General features: G+C 65.0%; 15 protein-coding genes. 13 read left to right on the forward strand and 2 right to left on the reverse strand.

Annotated features, from left to right (window positions below; translation table 11 throughout):
* Positions 1-266: 266 nt before the first annotated feature.
* The 13 genes from SPHI_RS10655 to SPHI_RS10715 all read left to right on the forward strand — a co-directional run bounded on the left by SPHI_RS10655 (position 267) and on the right by SPHI_RS10715 (position 14365).
* Positions 267-701, forward strand: a complete 435-nt coding sequence (locus tag SPHI_RS10655; RefSeq protein ID WP_083719936.1) for a curli assembly protein CsgF — start codon at positions 267-269, stop codon at positions 699-701.
* A 76-nt stretch (positions 702-777) separates the two neighbouring features.
* The gene (locus tag SPHI_RS10660) at positions 778-1719 is read left to right on the forward strand and encodes a CsgG/HfaB family protein (RefSeq protein WP_233130875.1); all 942 of its coding nucleotides are present in this window, start codon (positions 778-780) and stop codon (positions 1717-1719) included.
* Positions 1720-2199: 480 nt separating this feature from the next.
* Positions 2200-3624 (forward strand): hypothetical protein, encoded by a 1425-nt coding sequence (locus SPHI_RS10665; RefSeq protein WP_076744927.1) that lies wholly within the window; start codon positions 2200-2202, stop codon positions 3622-3624.
* Positions 3625-3628: 4 nt separating this feature from the next.
* On the forward strand, positions 3629-5239 hold the full coding sequence (locus tag SPHI_RS10670) for a hypothetical protein (RefSeq protein ID WP_144036188.1): 1611 nt from the start codon (positions 3629-3631) through the stop codon (positions 5237-5239).
* Between the two features lie 212 nt (positions 5240-5451).
* Entirely contained in the window at positions 5452-5787 is a 336-nt protein-coding gene (locus tag SPHI_RS10675; protein WP_076744930.1) for a hypothetical protein, read from the forward strand.
* Positions 5787-6527 carry a hypothetical protein gene (locus tag SPHI_RS10680; protein WP_076744931.1) on the forward strand — a complete coding sequence of 247 codons (741 nt, stop codon included), beginning with the start codon at positions 5787-5789 and terminating at the stop codon, positions 6525-6527. Before SPHI_RS10675 ends, SPHI_RS10680 begins: the two co-directional genes overlap by 1 nt.
* Positions 6527-7258, forward strand: coding sequence for a hypothetical protein (locus SPHI_RS10685; protein ID WP_076744933.1), 732 nt, complete (start codon positions 6527-6529; stop codon positions 7256-7258). The genes SPHI_RS10680 and SPHI_RS10685 overlap by 1 nt, the downstream gene beginning before the upstream one ends.
* Positions 7259-7615: 357 nt before the next feature.
* Positions 7616-8416: a DUF72 domain-containing protein gene (locus SPHI_RS10690; RefSeq protein WP_076744934.1), complete on the forward strand. Its 801-nt coding sequence runs from the start codon at positions 7616-7618 to the stop codon at positions 8414-8416.
* Positions 8417-8590: 174 nt separating this feature from the next.
* A complete protein-coding gene (locus tag SPHI_RS10695; protein WP_076744960.1) occupies positions 8591-9649 on the forward strand; it encodes a class I SAM-dependent methyltransferase in 1059 nt (352 codons plus the stop codon).
* Positions 9646-10161 (forward strand): GNAT family N-acetyltransferase, encoded by a 516-nt coding sequence (locus tag SPHI_RS15330; protein WP_076744935.1) that lies wholly within the window; start codon positions 9646-9648, stop codon positions 10159-10161. Before SPHI_RS10695 ends, SPHI_RS15330 begins: the two co-directional genes overlap by 4 nt.
* Entirely contained in the window at positions 10158-10916 is a 759-nt protein-coding gene (gene pgeF, locus SPHI_RS10705; RefSeq protein WP_076744937.1) for a peptidoglycan editing factor PgeF, read from the forward strand. Before SPHI_RS15330 ends, pgeF begins: the two co-directional genes overlap by 4 nt.
* Before the next feature lie 157 nt (positions 10917-11073).
* Positions 11074-12288, forward strand: coding sequence for a UbiH/UbiF/VisC/COQ6 family ubiquinone biosynthesis hydroxylase (locus SPHI_RS10710; protein WP_076744961.1), 1215 nt, complete (start codon positions 11074-11076; stop codon positions 12286-12288).
* A gap of 289 nt (positions 12289-12577) precedes the next feature.
* The gene (locus SPHI_RS10715) at positions 12578-14365 is read left to right on the forward strand and encodes an ATP-binding cassette domain-containing protein (RefSeq protein WP_076744938.1); all 1788 of its coding nucleotides are present in this window, start codon (positions 12578-12580) and stop codon (positions 14363-14365) included.
* Positions 14366-14747: 382 nt separating this feature from the next.
* On the opposite strand, the gene SPHI_RS10720 is transcribed toward SPHI_RS10715, so the two are convergent.
* Together SPHI_RS10720 and SPHI_RS10725 are read right to left on the reverse strand one after the other, a co-directional pair.
* Positions 14748-16484, reverse strand: coding sequence for a M14 family metallopeptidase (locus tag SPHI_RS10720; RefSeq protein ID WP_096348757.1), 1737 nt, complete (start codon positions 16482-16484; stop codon positions 14748-14750).
* Between the two features lie 107 nt (positions 16485-16591).
* A complete protein-coding gene (locus tag SPHI_RS10725) occupies positions 16592-17596 on the reverse strand; it encodes a protein-disulfide reductase DsbD domain-containing protein (protein ID WP_076744940.1) in 1005 nt (334 codons plus the stop codon).
* Positions 17597-17601 lie beyond the last annotated feature (5 nt).

Genomic DNA, 17601 nt, shown 5'->3' on the forward strand with positions numbered 1-17601 from the left:
TGGCTATGTCAGTACGGCGTGGCGCTTGATTTTAGGGGGTCCGGCAAACCAACTGGCAATGCATTTCCATAGGCGTTCAACGGCCGCCTAGGTGCTGGACGCGTCCTAACACTGCCTCGCCTATACTTGTGTCAATCGAGGACAGGTTGAGAAATGTGCAGATAAATTCGTTGGATGACCCGGCCGGGGTATGGTCAAGCCCCCGGAATGCGTTCATAGTTTGTTAACGAACACGAGTCGTCGAAGAATTCGTGCGGGGGGTTTTGATGAAGTGCTTTGCTCTTGCGTCTGTGTTGAATGTGAGCGCTGCGTTCTTCTTTGTGTTGCCGGCCTCGGCGCAGGATATCACATACCAGCCGATCGATCCCAGCTTTGGCGGAAACCCGTTTAATTCGGCCCATCTGCTGGGCATAGCCAACGGGCAGAACGACTACAAGGACCCGGCAGCAGCGGCGACGAGCAACTCTCAAGCGGATATCTTCGCCCGCCAGCTACAGTCGCGGCTACTGTCAGCTCTGTCGTCCCAGATCGTTGATGCCGTTTTCGGCGAGAACCCGCAGGAAAGCGGCACCGTCAGCTTCGGCGGACAAACGATCAACTTCGTGCGCAGTCTGACCGACGTCACCCTGACCATCACCGATGACGATACAGGCGAGGTGACGAAGATCGTCGTTCCGACCTTTATCGACGTGACTCCGTAAGGGTGGGCCGCAGCAGATGCTTGCCAGATCCATCTCCGTCAGCCTCACGGCTCTTGCCCTTTCCGCGTGTGGCACGTTGACCGACCACGGACGCACCAATTTTCCGGAAACCCGATCCAAGGCGTTCATTCCAGACAAGACGCAGACCCAGACCTTGCTGGAAGCGCTGCCCGCGCCGGATCGGCCAGTGGCCGTCGCAGTGTACGGGTTTTCCGACCAGACCGGCCAGTTCAAGCCGATGGAGGCCGGGCAAACGCTGTCACGCGCGGTTAGCCAAGGTAGCTCCTCGATTTTGGTCAAGGCGCTCCAAGATGCTGGCCGGCGCCGGTGGTTCACCATCGTGGAGCGGGAATCGCTCAAGAACTTGCTCAACGAGCGGCAGATCATCCGAGAGATGCGCGAACGCTATCTCGGCGAACAGGGGATCAATCCGCAGGCGCTGCCCGCGCTGCTGTTCGCCGGCGTGCTGCTCGAAGGCGGGATCGTCGGCTACGACACCAATACAGTTACCGGCGGGGCGGGCGCTGCGTTCCTCGGGATCGGCGGGCGCACTGAATATCGGCAGGATACCGTCACTGTGTATCTGCGCGCGGTTTCGGTTCGTACCGGTGAGGTGCTGACCACGGTGACCGCATCCAAGACGATCGCCAGCCAATCGCTTGGTGCCAGCGCATTCCGGTACGTCGCGTTCAAGGAGCTGCTCCAGGCGGAAGCCGGCTATACGACGAACGAACCGGACCAACTCGCGCTGCAACAGGCGATCGAGAAGGCAGTCTATGGCATGGTTCTGGAAGGGGTGGAACTCAACCTGTGGAGCTTCGCCGATCCAGCAGCCGGAGCGCAGCTGTTGAGCGAATATCGTATCGAACGGGAAGGCCGGGTTGACGCGGCCAAGATGGCCCAGGCGCTGCGCAATGCGCCGCCGATGGCGCCCGAACGGATCAAGCGCACTGCCGCGAAGGACGAAGGCGACGAATTGCCGCTCGGCCGGCGCGGAAGGGAGCGCGCAAGCAATTGATCGCCGCCACCCGGCGGTGATCGATGGCGCGGGCAGGGGCCGGACCTGTTCGGAAACGCCAAGGTTCCGGTGGTCTTGCAGGGTGGTTGCAGCCGCTCCGCCAGGCCGTTGAAGGCAAAGGCGCGCCGGAGTTGCAGCTCCGACGCGCCCCAAGAGACAAAGTTGCGTGTGAGACAACCACGTCTGCCCCGTGCATGTGCACGTGACAGGCATGGCTATGAATCTCCGGTAGGAGTTTGACAACCATGTTCCGGGAAGAACGACCCGTTATGCACCGGGTTCCTGCACGCTGCAGGTTAAGAAGTCCTGAAACCAAGCTCCTGTCCGGACCGCGGGGAACGGAGGGCCAGTGCGCCTTCCGCAAGCCGATCAACAAGAACGAGGCCCGCCAAAGGGCCCACGCTTCAGCGTTCAGCGAGGCCACTCGCGGAGCGCCGGGCCGCACCTTCGGACCAGCAAACCGCTTCAGGAGCTTTTGAAATGAAGAATATGCTTTTCGCGACCGTTTCGGCCGCTGCCCTCGCGTTTGGCGCTCCCGCCGTGGCGCAGACCGCCAGCCTGGAGTCAAATGACCAGCAGTCCGCCGTTACCCAGACCGGTGATGACAACAAGGCCACTGTCACGCAGCGCATGGCGAACCAGACCTCGACCATCGAGCAGACCGGCAACAAGCACACCGCGACCGTGACCCAAGGTCACAATTTCGGCAGCACGAGCAACAACAACACCGCCACGATCACGCAGGGCAAGCGGGCTGATGGCACGACCGCACCGACTGGTTCGCAGGCTGAAGTGTATCAGCTCACCGCCAACAACACCGGCACGATCGAGCAGAAGGGCCGTAACCAGGCCGATATCGCTCAGGGAACTAACGACAACCTGAAGGGCGGCAACAACACTGCCACCATCAGGCAGTCGGACACCAACCTGGTGGCTGCCGGCGTCAACATCAACGTCGGCGGGATCAAGCAGGACGGCTCGAACAACGTCGGCACCACGAACCAGACTGGTGACGGCAACATCGCACTCGTAAAGCAGACCAACGCCGTTGGCGGCGCCGGAAACTCGTCGACCCTCACTCAGACCGGCCTACGCAACGTGTTCGACCTGGGTCAGGCCGGCAACGGCAACATTCTAACCGCTGGCCAGATCGGGGATGACAATCTCGCTGACGTTCTTCAGACGGGCGACACTAACACTGCCGGCGTGACGCAGACCGGCGGCTTCAACGAAGCCACGGTTAAGCAGGAGGGTAACCTCAACGGCGCTACCGTCATCCAAAATTCCGACTACAACTCGGTGGGCGACGCTGCGGATCGCTCCGGCAACTTCCCCAACCCGCGTGTGACGACCTACACAGCGAAGGCTGTCGGCATCAACCAGAAGGGTAACAGCAACGGCGCCTTCGTGTCGCAGACCGGCAACGGCAGCGCTACGATCGATCAGATCGGCAACGGCAACTGGGCCGGTGTGGCGCAGGACGGGGTTGGCGCTTCGTTCAACGTCGACCAGACCGGCAATCTGAACTCGGTGAGCAAGACCGCCGGTTTGAAGGACAACGTGATCCAGCAGGGTGCCTCGGCTGTCGTTGAAGTGGTACAGAGCGGAAGCGAAAACGAAGCCGTTCTTGCTCAGATCGGCGACAACGCACTAGTCGACATCGACCAGATCGGCTTCAGCAACTTCGCCCGCACGACGCAGGCCCCGGATGCTGACCACGCTGAATCGACCATCTTCCAGTCGGGCGACAACAACACGGCCGAAGTGTCGCAGGGCGCCAATTCGTACTCGCTGGTGTCGCAGACTGGGAACAGCAATGCTGCGACCGTGTCTCAGGCCGCCAACAACTGGTCGAGCGTGACCCAGCTCGGCAACGGCAACACCGCCAGCGTCACTCAAAACTGATCGATTGGAGGCGGCGACCCGGTCCGGGATTGCCGCCTCCTCCTTTCTGGCTCGCTGCAGATCAGCGAAGTTCCACCTTTCGGAGATTAACAAAATGAAGAATATGCTTTTCGCGACCGTATCGGCCGCTGCCCTCGCGATCACCGCGCCGGCCATGGCGCAGACTGTGAACGAAGATACCGCTGAGAACGAGTCCACTATCCTGCAGACCGGAAACGGCAACAAGGCGACCGTCACGCAGAACCAGACCGAGCAGACCGCTTCGATCGAGCAGACCGGAAACGGCCACAGCGCCTCTGTCCTTCAAGGTGAAGGCGGCGGTGGCGCCACGATCAACAACGAAGCGACCATCACGCAGAAGGCTCGTGCTGACGGGAACGGCAAGGGCGAATCCAACGTCACGCAGGAGTCGAACAACAACGCGGCGACCGTCGACCAGACCGGCGATGGCCGCGCAGACATCAGCCAGGGCGTCAACAACAACTTCCGCAACGGCGGTGGCAACAAGGCGACCATCACGCAGACCGACCTCAATACCACCAGCGCCAGCCCTAGCTCGAACACGATCCGCAACGTGGCTGGAATCACGCAGGACGGCTCGACCAACACGGGCATCATCACGCAGAAGGGCGATGCGAACGTCGCTCTGCTCAACCAGCAGGCTGCCGTTGGCTCGGTCGCGCCGAACACTGACAACTACGCGAAGATCGACCAGGAAGGACAGGACAACGTCCTCGACGCCAACCAGACCGGCGTCGGCAACATCTTCAATGCGACCCAAACCGGTGACGACAACGTCACCAACAGCTTCCAGTCGGGTACCTCGAACGTCGCTTCGGTGACGCAGACGGGTAACTCGAACGAAGCCGCGATCGAGCAGAAGGGTAGCGGGAACAACGCAACCGTGCTGCAGACCGGCAACCTCAATGACGTTGGCGATGCCAGCCCGAACAGCACGCCGGGTGCGTACAACGTCAATCCGTCGTACAGCGGATCCTCGTACAGCCCGGCTTCAATCGGCCTGAAGCAGGACGGCGTCGATAACCTAGCCTACATCTCGCAGACTGGCCGCGGTGCGGCGAACATCGACCAGATCGGTAACCGCAACTTCGCCGGCGTGGAGCAGGACGGCGTTCGCGCGCTGCTGGACATCAACCAGACCGGCAACGACAACCGCGTGACCAAGACCAAGGGTTCGAACGTCAGTCTGTCCCAGGACGGCGACGACACGATCATCCGCGCCGACCAGACCGGTAATCTCAACCAGGCTGAGCTCAACCAGATCGGCGACCGCGCGTTCATCGATGTGGACCAGATTGGCAACAGCAACTTCGCGCGCACCACGCAGGCAGACTCGTCCGACGCCAGCTCGACGATCAGCCAGACCGGCAATTCGAACCGCGCAGAGGTTACCCAGGCTTCGTGGGCCAGCTCGAGCATTACCCAGTCGGGCAATAGCAATCAGGCTGACGTCACGCAGAACGCGAACTCGTACTCGCTGGTGTCGCAGACGCTTGGCCACAACAACGTTGCCACCGTCACGCAGGGCGCGAGCGACTGGTCCAGCGTGAGCCAGGCCGGCAGCAGCAACACTGCGACCGTGACGCAGAAGTAAGATAGCGCGGCGGGTCATGCAAATGATCCGCCGCACCCCTTGCCCGGCCCACCTGTGGGTGGGCCGGACTTCGGCCTTCTGTGGTGAATTGATGTAGGACACGAACGATGACGCACAGGCTTTTCTCGTGGTACTCGGTGCTTCTGGCAGTCAGCCTTGCGCTCCCCGGTGCCGCAGCGGGTGCGTCCCCTTCCTGTTCGGGAGACCATGAAATGCGCAGCGACACGCCTGGGGCTACCGTCGTCACCAGCGGCACCGGGCATAGCCGGGTGATCGTCCAGCACGATCCCGATGGCACGATCCGGCTCGACCAGCACGGAAAGGATCATGCCGCCATGGCGGTTCAGTCGGGCAGCGGCGGTTCGCTGGCGATCAGCCAGTCGGGATCGTCCGCCGAAGCGAGCGTGACGCAGGACGGCGCGTGCAACGCCACCCAGCTTACCCAGTCGGGTGCCGGCAATCGCGCCACCGTTACGCAGAACGGCGGCGGCAACCGGGTGGTAATCCGCCAAGGGCCGGCCCAGAACACCTCCGGGCGAGACAATTGATGCGTCGGTTGCTTCTCGCCGCGTGCCTCGCCGGCACCAGCCTCGCGGTCGTGCCCACGGCCGCGCTTGCCGCAACAGACAAGGAAACGCCGGGCACGCCGTGCACGCCCGGCGGCGGTGCTGCCGTCGGCAACCCGTGCAACGGCAACAACGGCAATCCGAGCCCGGAAGGCAACGCGGGCGAGAAAGTCCGCTACGACAAGAGACCGGATCGGTTCGCAGTTATTCGTGGTGGGGGCGGCGGCGCCTTCATTCACCAAATTGGTGAGGGCAACCGCGCGGCCATCATCCAGTCGCACAACGCGCAATACGCCCGAATCGACCAGAACGGGCAGCGCAACACGGCAAGCGCGACGCAGAGCGGCCTCGGCGCGCACTACGCCCGCGTCACTCAGGAGGGGCCCGATAACCTTGCAACACTCGTTCAGTCGGCCGAAGGAGCACAAGTTGCTTACCTGACCCAGAACGGCGCGAGCAACGTGATGAACGTCACGCAAAATGGCGGCGGGCTCATCTCGGGGGTCGAGGCGTTGCAGATAGGCGATCGTAACACCATGTCGCTGACGCAGAATGGCGAGAACAACATGGCCCGGCTCACGCAGAACGGTTCAGACAGCGCGATGACCGCGGTGCAGAACGGCAACAATCAGCTCACATGGACGCAGACCGGGGTGGGCTTGTCCGATCTTCAGATCACTCAGCCCGCCGGTCAGGCGCTCCTGGTTACGCAGACCCGCTGATGCGGTACGGCGCGCCCCTGCTGGGTCTGGCGCTGCTCGCCACGCCGGCCGCCGCGCAGGTGAGCGACAGCCGCACCCGTATCGATGACTTCGCGGTACCGGCGCCCGCTGACGCCGCGCTGCCGGTGGAGCAGGTTGCCGCGCGCAGCACCAGCCTCGACACGCCGCAGCAAGCGCCGGACCGGATGGTGAGCACTCAACAGCGCGCAGATCAGCGAGGAGTGCGCGCCGAGCAGCTATCGAGCACCGGCGCAAGCGGTGCGCCTGCGCAATTGAGTGCCGACGCAGACTCAACGGCGGCGATCCCCGGCGCCGGCTCGACTGCGGCGGACAGCCGGCCACGCGGGGTGGTCCGCATCGCCGGTTCTGATCGCTGCGACCCACAATTGGCTGCGCAGGAGCGGGCGCAATGCTTGCGCATACTTGAGCTGCGCGCCCAGGAGTTCAACGCGCCCGCGCCGCCGCGGCTAAGCGCCGAAGAGTCACTGCTCGCCGCCCAACGAAGCGAGGTAGATCGCAGGGCGGCGCCATCGCCCGAGACGCGGCTGCGCCTTGCCTCTGTGCCAGAACCGGACGCCGATCTCGGCAGCAATCAGGAGGTTGCAGCAATCTATCTCCGCCGTAGTGAACCCATTGCTGAACCAACGCCGCAGGAACTGTCGGCTGACGCAGCTACGCTTGCCGAGATACTGACGTCGGTCACGGAGGGGACGCCGCGCTCGTCGCCCTAGTCCGATGCTTTCAGGGTGTGCCGGTCTACCGCGATCCGGTCGCTGCGCGATGTACGTTCCTCTTAGTGGAGGAGACGATCCGTAGCACCACCGGCGAACAAGCAGCTGAAACGAGCGGGCGGCAGGGCATCTGAACGTCGGGGCGTGTCGATCGGCCCGTCGCAGGCTGGTCCCGCGGCGTAAAGCAGGAGGCGAGGCGAACAAGTCTGCTCTAACCCCCCGTGCCCGCTCCGGTTGCTGCCGCGGGTTAGCGGCGCTGATCCACGACACAAGCAATGGCTACAGCCGGCGGCGTAGGATGCGACGGCGGACCATGCGGCTTCGCGGCGACGCACCCGCGCTGCTACACCTGCGCGCATGACACATGCACCGATTCGCGTCGGCATTGGCGGCTGGACCTATGAGCCTTGGCGCGGCAGCTTCTATCCCGGTAAATGGCCGATCAAGCGCGAGCTGGAATATGCCAGCCGCCATGTGACCGCGATCGAGGTCAACGGCACCTTTTACAGCGGGTTCAAGCCGGCGACCTTTGCCGGCTGGGCGAAGACAGCGCCCGACGGCTTCGTCTTCGCGCTGAAAGCATCGCGTTTCTGCACCAACCGCAAGGTGCTGGCCGATGCGGGCGAATCGGTCGCCAAGTTCGTGGGCCAGGGCATCGTGGAGCTTGGCGACAAATTGGGGCCGATCCTGTGGCAGTTCATGGCCACCAAGAAGTTCGAGGCGGAGGATTTTGCGGCGTTCCTCGCGCTGCTGCCGCCTGAGCAGGACGGAATAGCGCTTCGCCACGCCGTACAGGTGCGGCACGAGAGCTTCGCGGCGCCCGAGTTCGTGGCAATGTGCCGCAAGGCTGGCGTGGCGATCGTCTATGCCGACTCGCGCGACTATCCGGCGATTGCCGACGTCACGGGCGACTTCGTCTATGCCCGTCTGGAGGATGCGAGGGAGGATGAGCCGGCCGGCTATGCGCCGGCGGCGCTCGATCGCTGGGCCGAGGAGGCGCGGACCTGGGCGGCGGGCGGGCAGCCGGACGGGCTGCCCTGTCTCGCGAGCGAGGCGGCGACGATGCTGCCGCGAGAGACGTTCGTATTCTTCATCAACGGGTTCAAGGAACGGGCGCCGCATGGGGCGATGGCGTTGATCGAGCGACTGGGGGCGTGACACTCTTCTCCAGTGGAGGCGGCGCTGAAGGGGGTGACGGAGGAGCATTTCCACGCAGCGCACCTTCTGTGGCGACGCCCATCCACCAGCCTGCGGCTGGTCTCCCTCCCGTACCGGGGAGGGTAGGGCTGTCGCTTGCGGGGAGCGCGGGCGCCAGGCATGGCGGTTGCGCCGATGAGTGAGACAAGCCCTCTGCCGACCCCTCCCACAAGCGAAAGGGACGAAGCGCTTCCCGAACGGCTCGCGCGGGCGATCACGCTTGGCGGGCCCATTCCGGTGAGCCAGTTCATGGCCGCGGCCAACGCACATTATTATGCCACGCGCGATCCGCTGGGTGCCGATGGCGATTTCACCACCGCGCCCGAGATCAGCCAGATGTTCGGCGAGCTGATCGGCTTGTGGGCGGCCGACCTCTGGAATCGCGCCGGACGACCCGATGTTGATTGGGTGGAGCTTGGCCCCGGGCGAGGAACGTTGACCGCGGATGCGCGCCGCGCCGCGAGCAAGGCCGGCTTCACGCCGCCGGTGCATTTCGTCGAGACCAGCCCGACGCTGCGTGCGCGGCAGGCGGAGCGCGTGGCCGACGCACATTGGCATGACGATGTCGAGGATCTGCCGACCGATCGCCCGCTGATCGTGATCGCCAACGAATTCTTCGATGCGCTGCCGATCCGGCAACTGGTGCGCGGGCGGGCCGGCTGGCACGAGCGAATTGTCGCTTGCCAGGATACGTTGTTCCTGCCGATCGCTGGCGCTTCGGTGCCGGACGTTATCATCCCCGAACATCTGCGCGACGCTGCTCCCGGATCGATCATCGAAACATCGCCAACGAGCGTCGGCATCATGCGCGTCCTCGCCGCCCGGATCATGGCGCAGGGCGGCGCGCTGCTCGCAATCGACTATGGCTATGAAGGGCCAGCCGTTGGCGAGACGTTGCAGGCGGTGCGCGGCCATGCCTTTGCCAATCCGTTCGAAGATCCGGGCGACCGCGACCTCACCGCCCATGTCGATTTCGCTACCCTGAGCGCGGTCGGCACGGCCAGCGGGGCGCTGGTGTCCGGCCCGATGGGGCAAGGCGACTTCCTTGTCCGCCTCGGTATCGATGCGCGTGCGGCGGCGCTCGGGCCGCGGGTCGCGCCCGATCGCGCGCGATTGGTCAACGATATGGGGACGCTGTTCAAGGTGCTGGCCATGCGGCATCCCGACTGGCCGCAGCCGGCAGGGTTCGCATGATCGATTATCGAAACGCGGTGAGCACCGATGGCGTCGCGCTGGACGCGATGGCGCGCCGGGTGTGGCTTGCCACCTTCGCCCATTCGGCGCCCGCAAGCGACATCGAGGCCTATGTCGCGCAGGCTTACGGCCCGGACGGTACCTTGCGGCGGCACCTCGCCGATCCGGCTTATGAGTTTCAGCTCGCACTGCGGGCAGGCGAGGTGATCGGCTATTGCAAGGTCGGCCCGACCTTTTTCGATGGTGAAGTGCCGACCGCCGGCACGCTCCACCTGCACCAATTATATGTCGATCCCGCCGCGCATGGCAGCGGCGTGGCGGCGCATCTGCTCGAATGGACCTATGACATGGCGCAGCGGCGCGGAAACGAGGCTATCCTGCTTACCGTATGGGAGGAGAATCACCGCGCCCGCGCCTTCTACGCGAAGCATGGCTTCACCCATGTCGGCGACTATGCCTTCAAGACTGGCGAGCAGATCGATCGCGACCTCATCATGAGGCGCGAACTGTGAGCGGCATCGATGTCATTCAGGCGCGGACGCTGACCGGCGTTGCGCACGGCTTTCTCGGCCGGCGTGGCGGCGTTTCGCAAGGCTTGCATGACGGATTGAACGTCGGGCTCGGCTCGGATGACGACCGGGACGCGGTTGAGGAGAACCGCCGGCGGGCCGCCGAAGCGGTGCTGCCGGGAGCGCCGCTCGTCACGTGCTTCCAGATCCATTCCGCCGAATGCGCAACGGTGGCCGGCGTGCCGGCCGAACGACCCCGGGCAGATGCGTTGGTCTGCGACCGGCCCGGGCTGGCGCTGGGCATCCTCACCGCGGATTGTGCGCCGGTGCTGCTGGCGGACGCGGAGGCGGGTGTGATCGGCGCTGCGCACGCCGGGTGGAAGGGGGCGATCGGCGGCGTAACCGACGCGACGATCGCGGCAATGGAAGCACTTGGTGCGCGGCGCGAGCGCATCGCGGCGGCGATCGGACCCTGTATCGCGCGCGCCAGCTATGAGGTGGACGACGGTTTCCGCGCACGCTTCGAGGAAGACGATCCGGTCAACGAACGCTTCTTCGCCGATGCCCGCGCCGGCCATGCGCAGTTCGATCTGGAAGCCTATGTCGCACATCGACTGGCACTTGGCGGCGTACGGCGGATCGAGGCGCTGGGGCTGGATACCTATGCCGACGAGACGCGCTTCTTCAGCTATCGCCGGGCGACCCATCGCGGCGAGCCGGATTACGGCCGGCAGATTGCGATCATCGCCCTGCGCTGAGCCCGTGCTTTCGCGAACCGCGCGCAAGCGCTAGAGCCATTTATCGACCTGTTCTCCGTGAAAAGACGGGGTGCAGTTGGACCGGCACGATGCTGAACCCGCGGCCTGCGCCGGGGAACAAGCGCGCGTCGAAAGATCGAGCGATAAGGCAACCGGCATGCACCACGCAGACGTTCTCATCCTTGGCGGCGGTCTGGTCGGGGCGACGCTGGCGCTCGCGCTCGATCGCCACGGCCTGTCGGCGATCGTCGTCGATCCCGCCGATCCGGCCGTGACGCTGGCCGCCGGCTTCGATGGTCGCGCCTCCGCGATTGCGAGCGCCAGCCACCGCATGCTGGAGGTGATTGGCGTGGCCGAACGGCTGGCGGGGCAAGGCTGCGCCATCCGCCAGATCCGTGTCAGCGATGGCCTGGAGCCGGGGGCGCTCGACTTCATCCCCGACGCGGGTGATAGCGCGCTGGGCACGATGTACGAAAATCGCGCGCTGCGACGTGCCCTGGCGGACAGCCTTGCCGCGAGCACCGTGGACTTTCGCCCGCTGACCCGGACAATCACGGTTGAACGTTCGGCGAGCGGCGTGCGCGCGACCTTGAGTGATGGCAGCGAGGTTTCCGCGTCGCTGCTGGTCGCCGCCGAAGGGCGCAACTCACCGACCCGCACGGCGGCGGGGATCGCGACGGCGCATTGGCGCTACGACCATGCCGCCATCATCGGCGCCTTTCATCACGAACGCTCGCACGAGAATATCGCGTTCGAGATCTTCTATCCGTCCGGGCCGTTCGCACTGTTACCGCTGGTCGATGACGAGGACGGGCATCGCTGCGCGATCGTCTGGTCGGTGAAACAGGCGCAGGGCCCCGCGATGCTGAAGCTGAGCGACCGCGCGTTTCTGGCCGAGGCGGAGAAGCGCATGGGCGGCTTTCTCGGTCGTTTGTCGAAGGCCAGCCCGCGCGCAAGCTACCCGCTCGGCTTTCACCATGCCGCACAGATCACGGCGGAGCGGCTGGCGCTGGTTGGCGATGCCGCGCATGGCATCCATCCGATCGCGGGGCAGGGCCTCAACCTCGGTTTTCGCGATGTCGCCGCCTTGGCGGAGGTGCTTGTGGAGGGGCGGCGGCTCGGGCTGGAGCCGGGCGACGCGCAATTGCTGGATCGCTACCGCCGCTGGCGCAGTCTGGACACGCTGATGGTGGCGGGTGCGACCGATACGCTGACGCGGCTGTTCGGCATTCCGGGCCGCACCGCGAGCGCCGTGCGGCGCTTCGGCATATCGGCGGTAAACGCCCTGCCGCCGCTCAAGGACCGTTTCATGGCCGAAGCACGCGGCGAAAGCGGCGCATTGCCGCGGTTGTTGCAAGGAATGGCGGTGTAAGTAGATCAAGCGGCGCGATGTCGCCTTGCTGACCGCGGAGGCGCGCTCCGCCGACGCGATGATCAACATCGCCGACAGCGATCATGAAGGGGCGGTCCGCGCGTTTCTCGATCGGCGCGACTAACGAATTGAGCTATTCCGAACTGCCGGCGCGCAGGCGGACGGTTTGAAAAAGAGGGCGCACAAGCCTCCTTCGGTCCACAATTCTGCCGCGAAGCGACGTTATCCTTGTCGTTGGCGATTCGCTCGGAGCTGATCCGCGATCGCCCAACTCCCAAGAGACGATGACATGCGGTTACATCATGCGGCCGGGCTGAAACGCCCGTCTCCTTTCATGCGCGCGCTGGCGCTTCTTCTTCCCGAGCGCGGGACGGCCTCTGCCCTGCTGGGCGCAGGCGGGTTGATCGCGCTGCTCCAGGTCCTGGAGCCCGTTTTGTTCGGCAAAGCGATAAACGCGCTGTCCGCCGGCACCGGATCCATGACCTATGTTGCCCTTTGGTGCGCGATCAGCATCGTCGGCTTTCTCGCGGCGATCGTCATTTCGCTTGGCGCAGACCGATTGGCGCATCGCCGCCGGCTCGCCGCCATGGCCGCCTTTGTGGAGCACCTGCTCGCCCTTCCGCCGTCCTTCCATCATCAGGCGCGCGCAGGCCGCCTGATGCGGATCATGACGGCAGGCTGCGACGGCCTGTTCTTCACCTGGTTGCCGCTGCTGCGTGACCAACTCACCAATGTCGTCATTCTACTGACGATCATTCCGATCGCGCTTCTTACCAACTGGCGCCTGGCGCTCGTGCTGATCGCGCTGATGATCGTCTATACCTCGGTCAACCTGATCGTCATGCGGCGAACGGCGGCCGGCCAAGCCGGGGTGGAGACTCGCTTCACCGATCTCTCCGGTCGGCTTGGCGACGTGCTCGGTAACGTTACCGTGCTCCAGAGCTTTCTCGCCGTGCCCGGCGAGCTGCGGCAGGTAAAAACCTCGTTGCATGACCTGCTCCATGCGCAATATCCGGTGCTGAACTGGTGGGCGATCTCGGCCGTGCTGACGCGCGGAGCCTCATCGATCGCCATCGTCTCCGTGTTCGGCATCGGCGCCGCACTGATCGCGCGCGGGCTGGCGTCGATCGGTGATGTGGTTTCGTTCGTTGGCTTTGCCACGCTGCTGATCGGTCGGCTGGAGATGGTAACCAGCTTCATCGTCGATGTTGCGCAACGCTCGCCCGCTCTCGCCCAGTTCTTCGCCGTGCTGGACGAGGAGTCGCATATCGCGGAGGCGCCGCAAGCTGCGCCGCTTGCGGTTACCGCGGGCGAGGTCCGTTTCGAGGATGTCTCCTTCCGTTATCCGACGGGGTCGGGCGCGGTCGATGGTCTCGACTTCGTCGTTCATCCCGGCGAGACGGTAGCGATCGTCGGGCCGACCGGATCGGGCAAGTCGACCGCGCTTGGCCTGCTTCAACGCGCCTATGATCCCGGCCGCGGTCGCATCACGATCGATGGCCAGGATATCCGCAACGTGACGCTGGCCTCGCTTCGCGCGGCAACGGGCGTCGTCTTCCAGGAGGCGGGACTGTTTAATCGCTCTATCGCGGAAAACATCGCAATGGGTAATCCGGCTGCGACCATGGCGCGGATCGAAGCAGCCGCGCGCGTGGCGGGCGCCTATGACTTCATCATGCGAAAGCCCCAAGGTTTTGCAACGCCGGTCGGTGACCGGGGACAGGGGCTTTCCGGCGGCGAGCGCCAGCGTATTGCCATCGCCCGCGCGCTGCTGAAGGACGCGCCGATCCTGCTGCTCGACGAGGCAACGTCCGCGCTTGATGTCGCTACGGAGGCGCGCTTGCAGGAAAGTCTTGACCGGCTGCGTGCCGGCCGCACCACCTTTGTCATCGCTCACCGCCTTTCAACGGTTCGTGCCGCCGACCGGATCATCGTTCTCGACGCCGGCCGGATCGTGGAGCAGGGCAGCTTTCATGATCTGATCGCCCTGGGCGGCGTGTTTGCGGCGCTGGCGCGTGACGGCGGCCTGACTCAGCCCGGCGCCAATGACGATGCAGACGCCGCTGCCGCCGCTTGAGGAAGGCGCGGGAAAGGCGTGCGCAAGCGGAGCGCCACTATGCTGGCGACAGTTCCATGCTTCGACTGCAAGGAGGGCAGTGCGAAGCGGGTTGGGCCGGCGATGAGGGCGATCGGGTGCTAGCCGCGGGCGGAGCGTCCCGCGGTGCAGCGGTCCTGATCGTGGTTTCGCCCACCGGCGTTTTCAAAGCTTCGCGGATTGGCTCGTCCCAAGCGCGAAGTGCAATCCGGCCAACAACCATGACGATCAGAAGCAGCGCCGTCGCGATGGCTAACTGGATCGTCGCGGGAGCCTCCTGTCCGACAGAGTTCATCCAGACGGGCAAGAGGGGCATGTGCGTTATATAGAGTGGACATGAAATCTGGCCGCCGGCGACCGCAAGTTATTGCTCGCGCAGGATCGGATAGCGTAGCGCATAAGGATCGGCCGGCAGCAGGCGGTCGCGAAACCACGCAAGACGAGCCGCCGGATCAGAGGCGAACGCCTGATCGGACGCGACTTTCCGTTCGAAAGCAACCTTCAGCGCCGGATCGTTTGCCAGTGCGCGTTCCCCCCACGCGGCCAACACGAAGTCGTCCGTACCGGGCTCGAGCTGCAACGCTCCGTTGAAGAAGCCCCATGCGAGGAACGAATCCTGGCTTTCCGGCTCCAGCAGCGCGGCGGCCAGCAGCCCGAGCGGCTGGTCGCTGGGCACCCGGACCGAGCCGGCCGGGAGTACGGCCTTTCGGCTTTCATGAACGAACTGCGCCTGAACTGGCACGCGGCCTTCGCTGGGCGTCTTCAGCGTCGGAGCGATGAAGCGCACATGGTCCAGATCGAGCGTGCGCGGCGTATCCAGCCGATCATGGCGGATGCCGTGAAGCGCCAGCCGCTCCACCACATCGGTGTAGCCGGGTGGAACCCACCATGCCTTGGGCAGGTGGACCTGCTCGATCGACGTCTGCCCGATGATCGGCATCCGATAGGAGATCGGCCGCCCGAGCCAGCGCTGTTCGAGACGCCCGGACGCGGGCGAGAGATACGTTTCGAAGGCAACACCCTTGAAATCGTCGATAAAGCCGATCGGCTGCGGCGTCGGCTGCCATTGGGTCATCAGCATGGTCGGACGTGCCGCGCGATCCGTGGCCTTTGCCGCTGCGATGCGCGCGCCCTCCACACCAGTGAAACGTAGCGCTGACTCCATCAGCACATAACTGCCGAGCACACGCCGGCGATAGGGTTTGAGATGATGGCTCTCGACCAGCACCGTCGGCACCCCGATGAAATCGCCATAGCCGGTGGAGTAGCGCGGCCCTTCGGGGCTGAAGCGGATGCCCCTGGCAGGATCCTGCGCATCAATCGCGCTTGGATAAACGCCCGGAACGTGGCCGGCGCGACGCAGGTCTTCGCTGGCGGCGGGGCCGAACCGCTGCTCGAGCCAATCGGCCGTGGCGCGGTGCCGGGCATATTTGCCCCAGCCGGCGTAGGTGAAGGTTACGTCATACTGATGGTCGAAGCCGTCGCTGACATGAAAGTCGATGTAGAGCGCCGGATCGAGTTTGCGCAGCAGCGCCACGATCGCGCGCGTCTCTGGCGCATCAAGCTTGGCATAGTCGCGGTTGAGATCGAGATTGCGAGCGTTGGCACGATAACCCTTGGCGAAGGGAATGCGATCGTGCGGTCGATACAGCCGGTTCGTGCGCTCATGCCCGTCCGCGTTGAGGACGGGCACGAACACCAGGTCGACGTGGTCGAGCAAGGGGTCCTTACCGCGCAGCGCGATATCGCGCAGCAGCATCAGCCCGGCATCTTTGCCGTCAATCTCGCCGGCATGGATTCCGGCCTGAATCAGCACCACTGGCTTGCTGGCGCCGCTCTTGCTAGCACGGACGTAGATCAGATCACGGCCTTCGCCCGTGCGGCCGAAGGTCTTCACCTCGATCAGCGGCGAGGCGGCATCGAGCCGCTCAAGCCAGGCGCGCGTCTCGGCATAGCTGGGCGAGGATGCAAACCGCGCCTGTTCCGCCGGGGTAATCCAGCGATCGTCGATGGGCGCGATCAGTTTCTCGCTGGCGCCGGACCAGGGCAGCTCCGGCGGAAGCGGGGGTGTCTGCTGGGCGTGGAGAGGTGCGGACGTCATCAAAGCGGCGAACACAGCGGTACGGAAGGCCAAGAACAACTCCTTGAGGTTTAGATACGGCACAGGCGGGCGGCACCGGCGAACGGCGCTGCCGCCCGCGGCCAAGATCAGGGCGAGCATCGGCGTTGCCGAGCAACCGCCAGTGACCCGCATGTAGAGGTACGGGACAAGAGCAACTTGCCCGCTCCGTTCCCGTTTAGCGGCGCGTCGATCTCACCAGCGTCGCTGCGGAAGCGGAGATCGCGCAGCAACTCGCGCCTGTCATAGCTGTGGGACAGCGCCCGGAGCCCGGTGGCGGGAGAAAAGACAGCCACGGTCCTGAGCGATGCCTTGACCGTGATGCTGCTGCGGCCGTCGCTCAGCACGCCCTCGAATCTGTCGGCAGGGGCGCTGCCGCTCGCCGGCACCGACGGGAGAAGATGGCTGCCGGACATGCGGACGCGCTGCGCTGCATCCGCCCCGAACCATCCGTCACCTACGGGATAAAGGCGGGCGGTGTCGCGGCCGAGGGCGATCGCAGTGTCGATCAGGAACTCCCAGCGGTCGCCCGTGCGCGTGACACTTGCCGTCCCGGTGGCCGGGCGGGGTAGCGCCGCCTCCGCCTTGCGGAGCAGAGCGGCGTCCATGCCGGCGCTGCGTCCGCGCCCGGCAACCAGATCGACCGCGATATTTGCCCGCTCAGGCACGCACAAGCTGTCGGAACAGGCGAGCCACGTCAGCGCGCCGCGGATCGGCAGGCGAGTCCCCGGCCGCACCGTGTCGTCGACGCTGAGGTCGGCAAGCAGCGTAAACCGCCCCTCGTGAACATAGCTCGCCAGCCCGCCCAGCGTTAGCAGCGTTGGCGCAGGGTATTCGAGCGCGCCGATCTTCACGCCTTCGGGCAGCGTCCAGGTCACCGCCGGCGGCAACCCACTGTCGCCGGGGTTGCGCCAATAAGCGTGCCAGCCGGGCTGCGACGTCATGGTGATGCCGATCCGCGTGCGCATTCCCGGTCGGGGGTCCGACACCCGCGCCGACAGGTCGGTGGCGATGTGCGCGGCGGGCGCCTGCGCGGCGGCAGGCGCAAGCGCCGCGCCCGCCACGAACAGCGCGAAAAGAAGGCGGAAGATCATGCGCG

It is taken from the genome of Sphingomonas jeddahensis (assembly GCF_001981525.1).
GTDB classification, from domain to species: Bacteria; Pseudomonadota; Alphaproteobacteria; order Sphingomonadales; family Sphingomonadaceae; genus Sphingomonas; species Sphingomonas jeddahensis.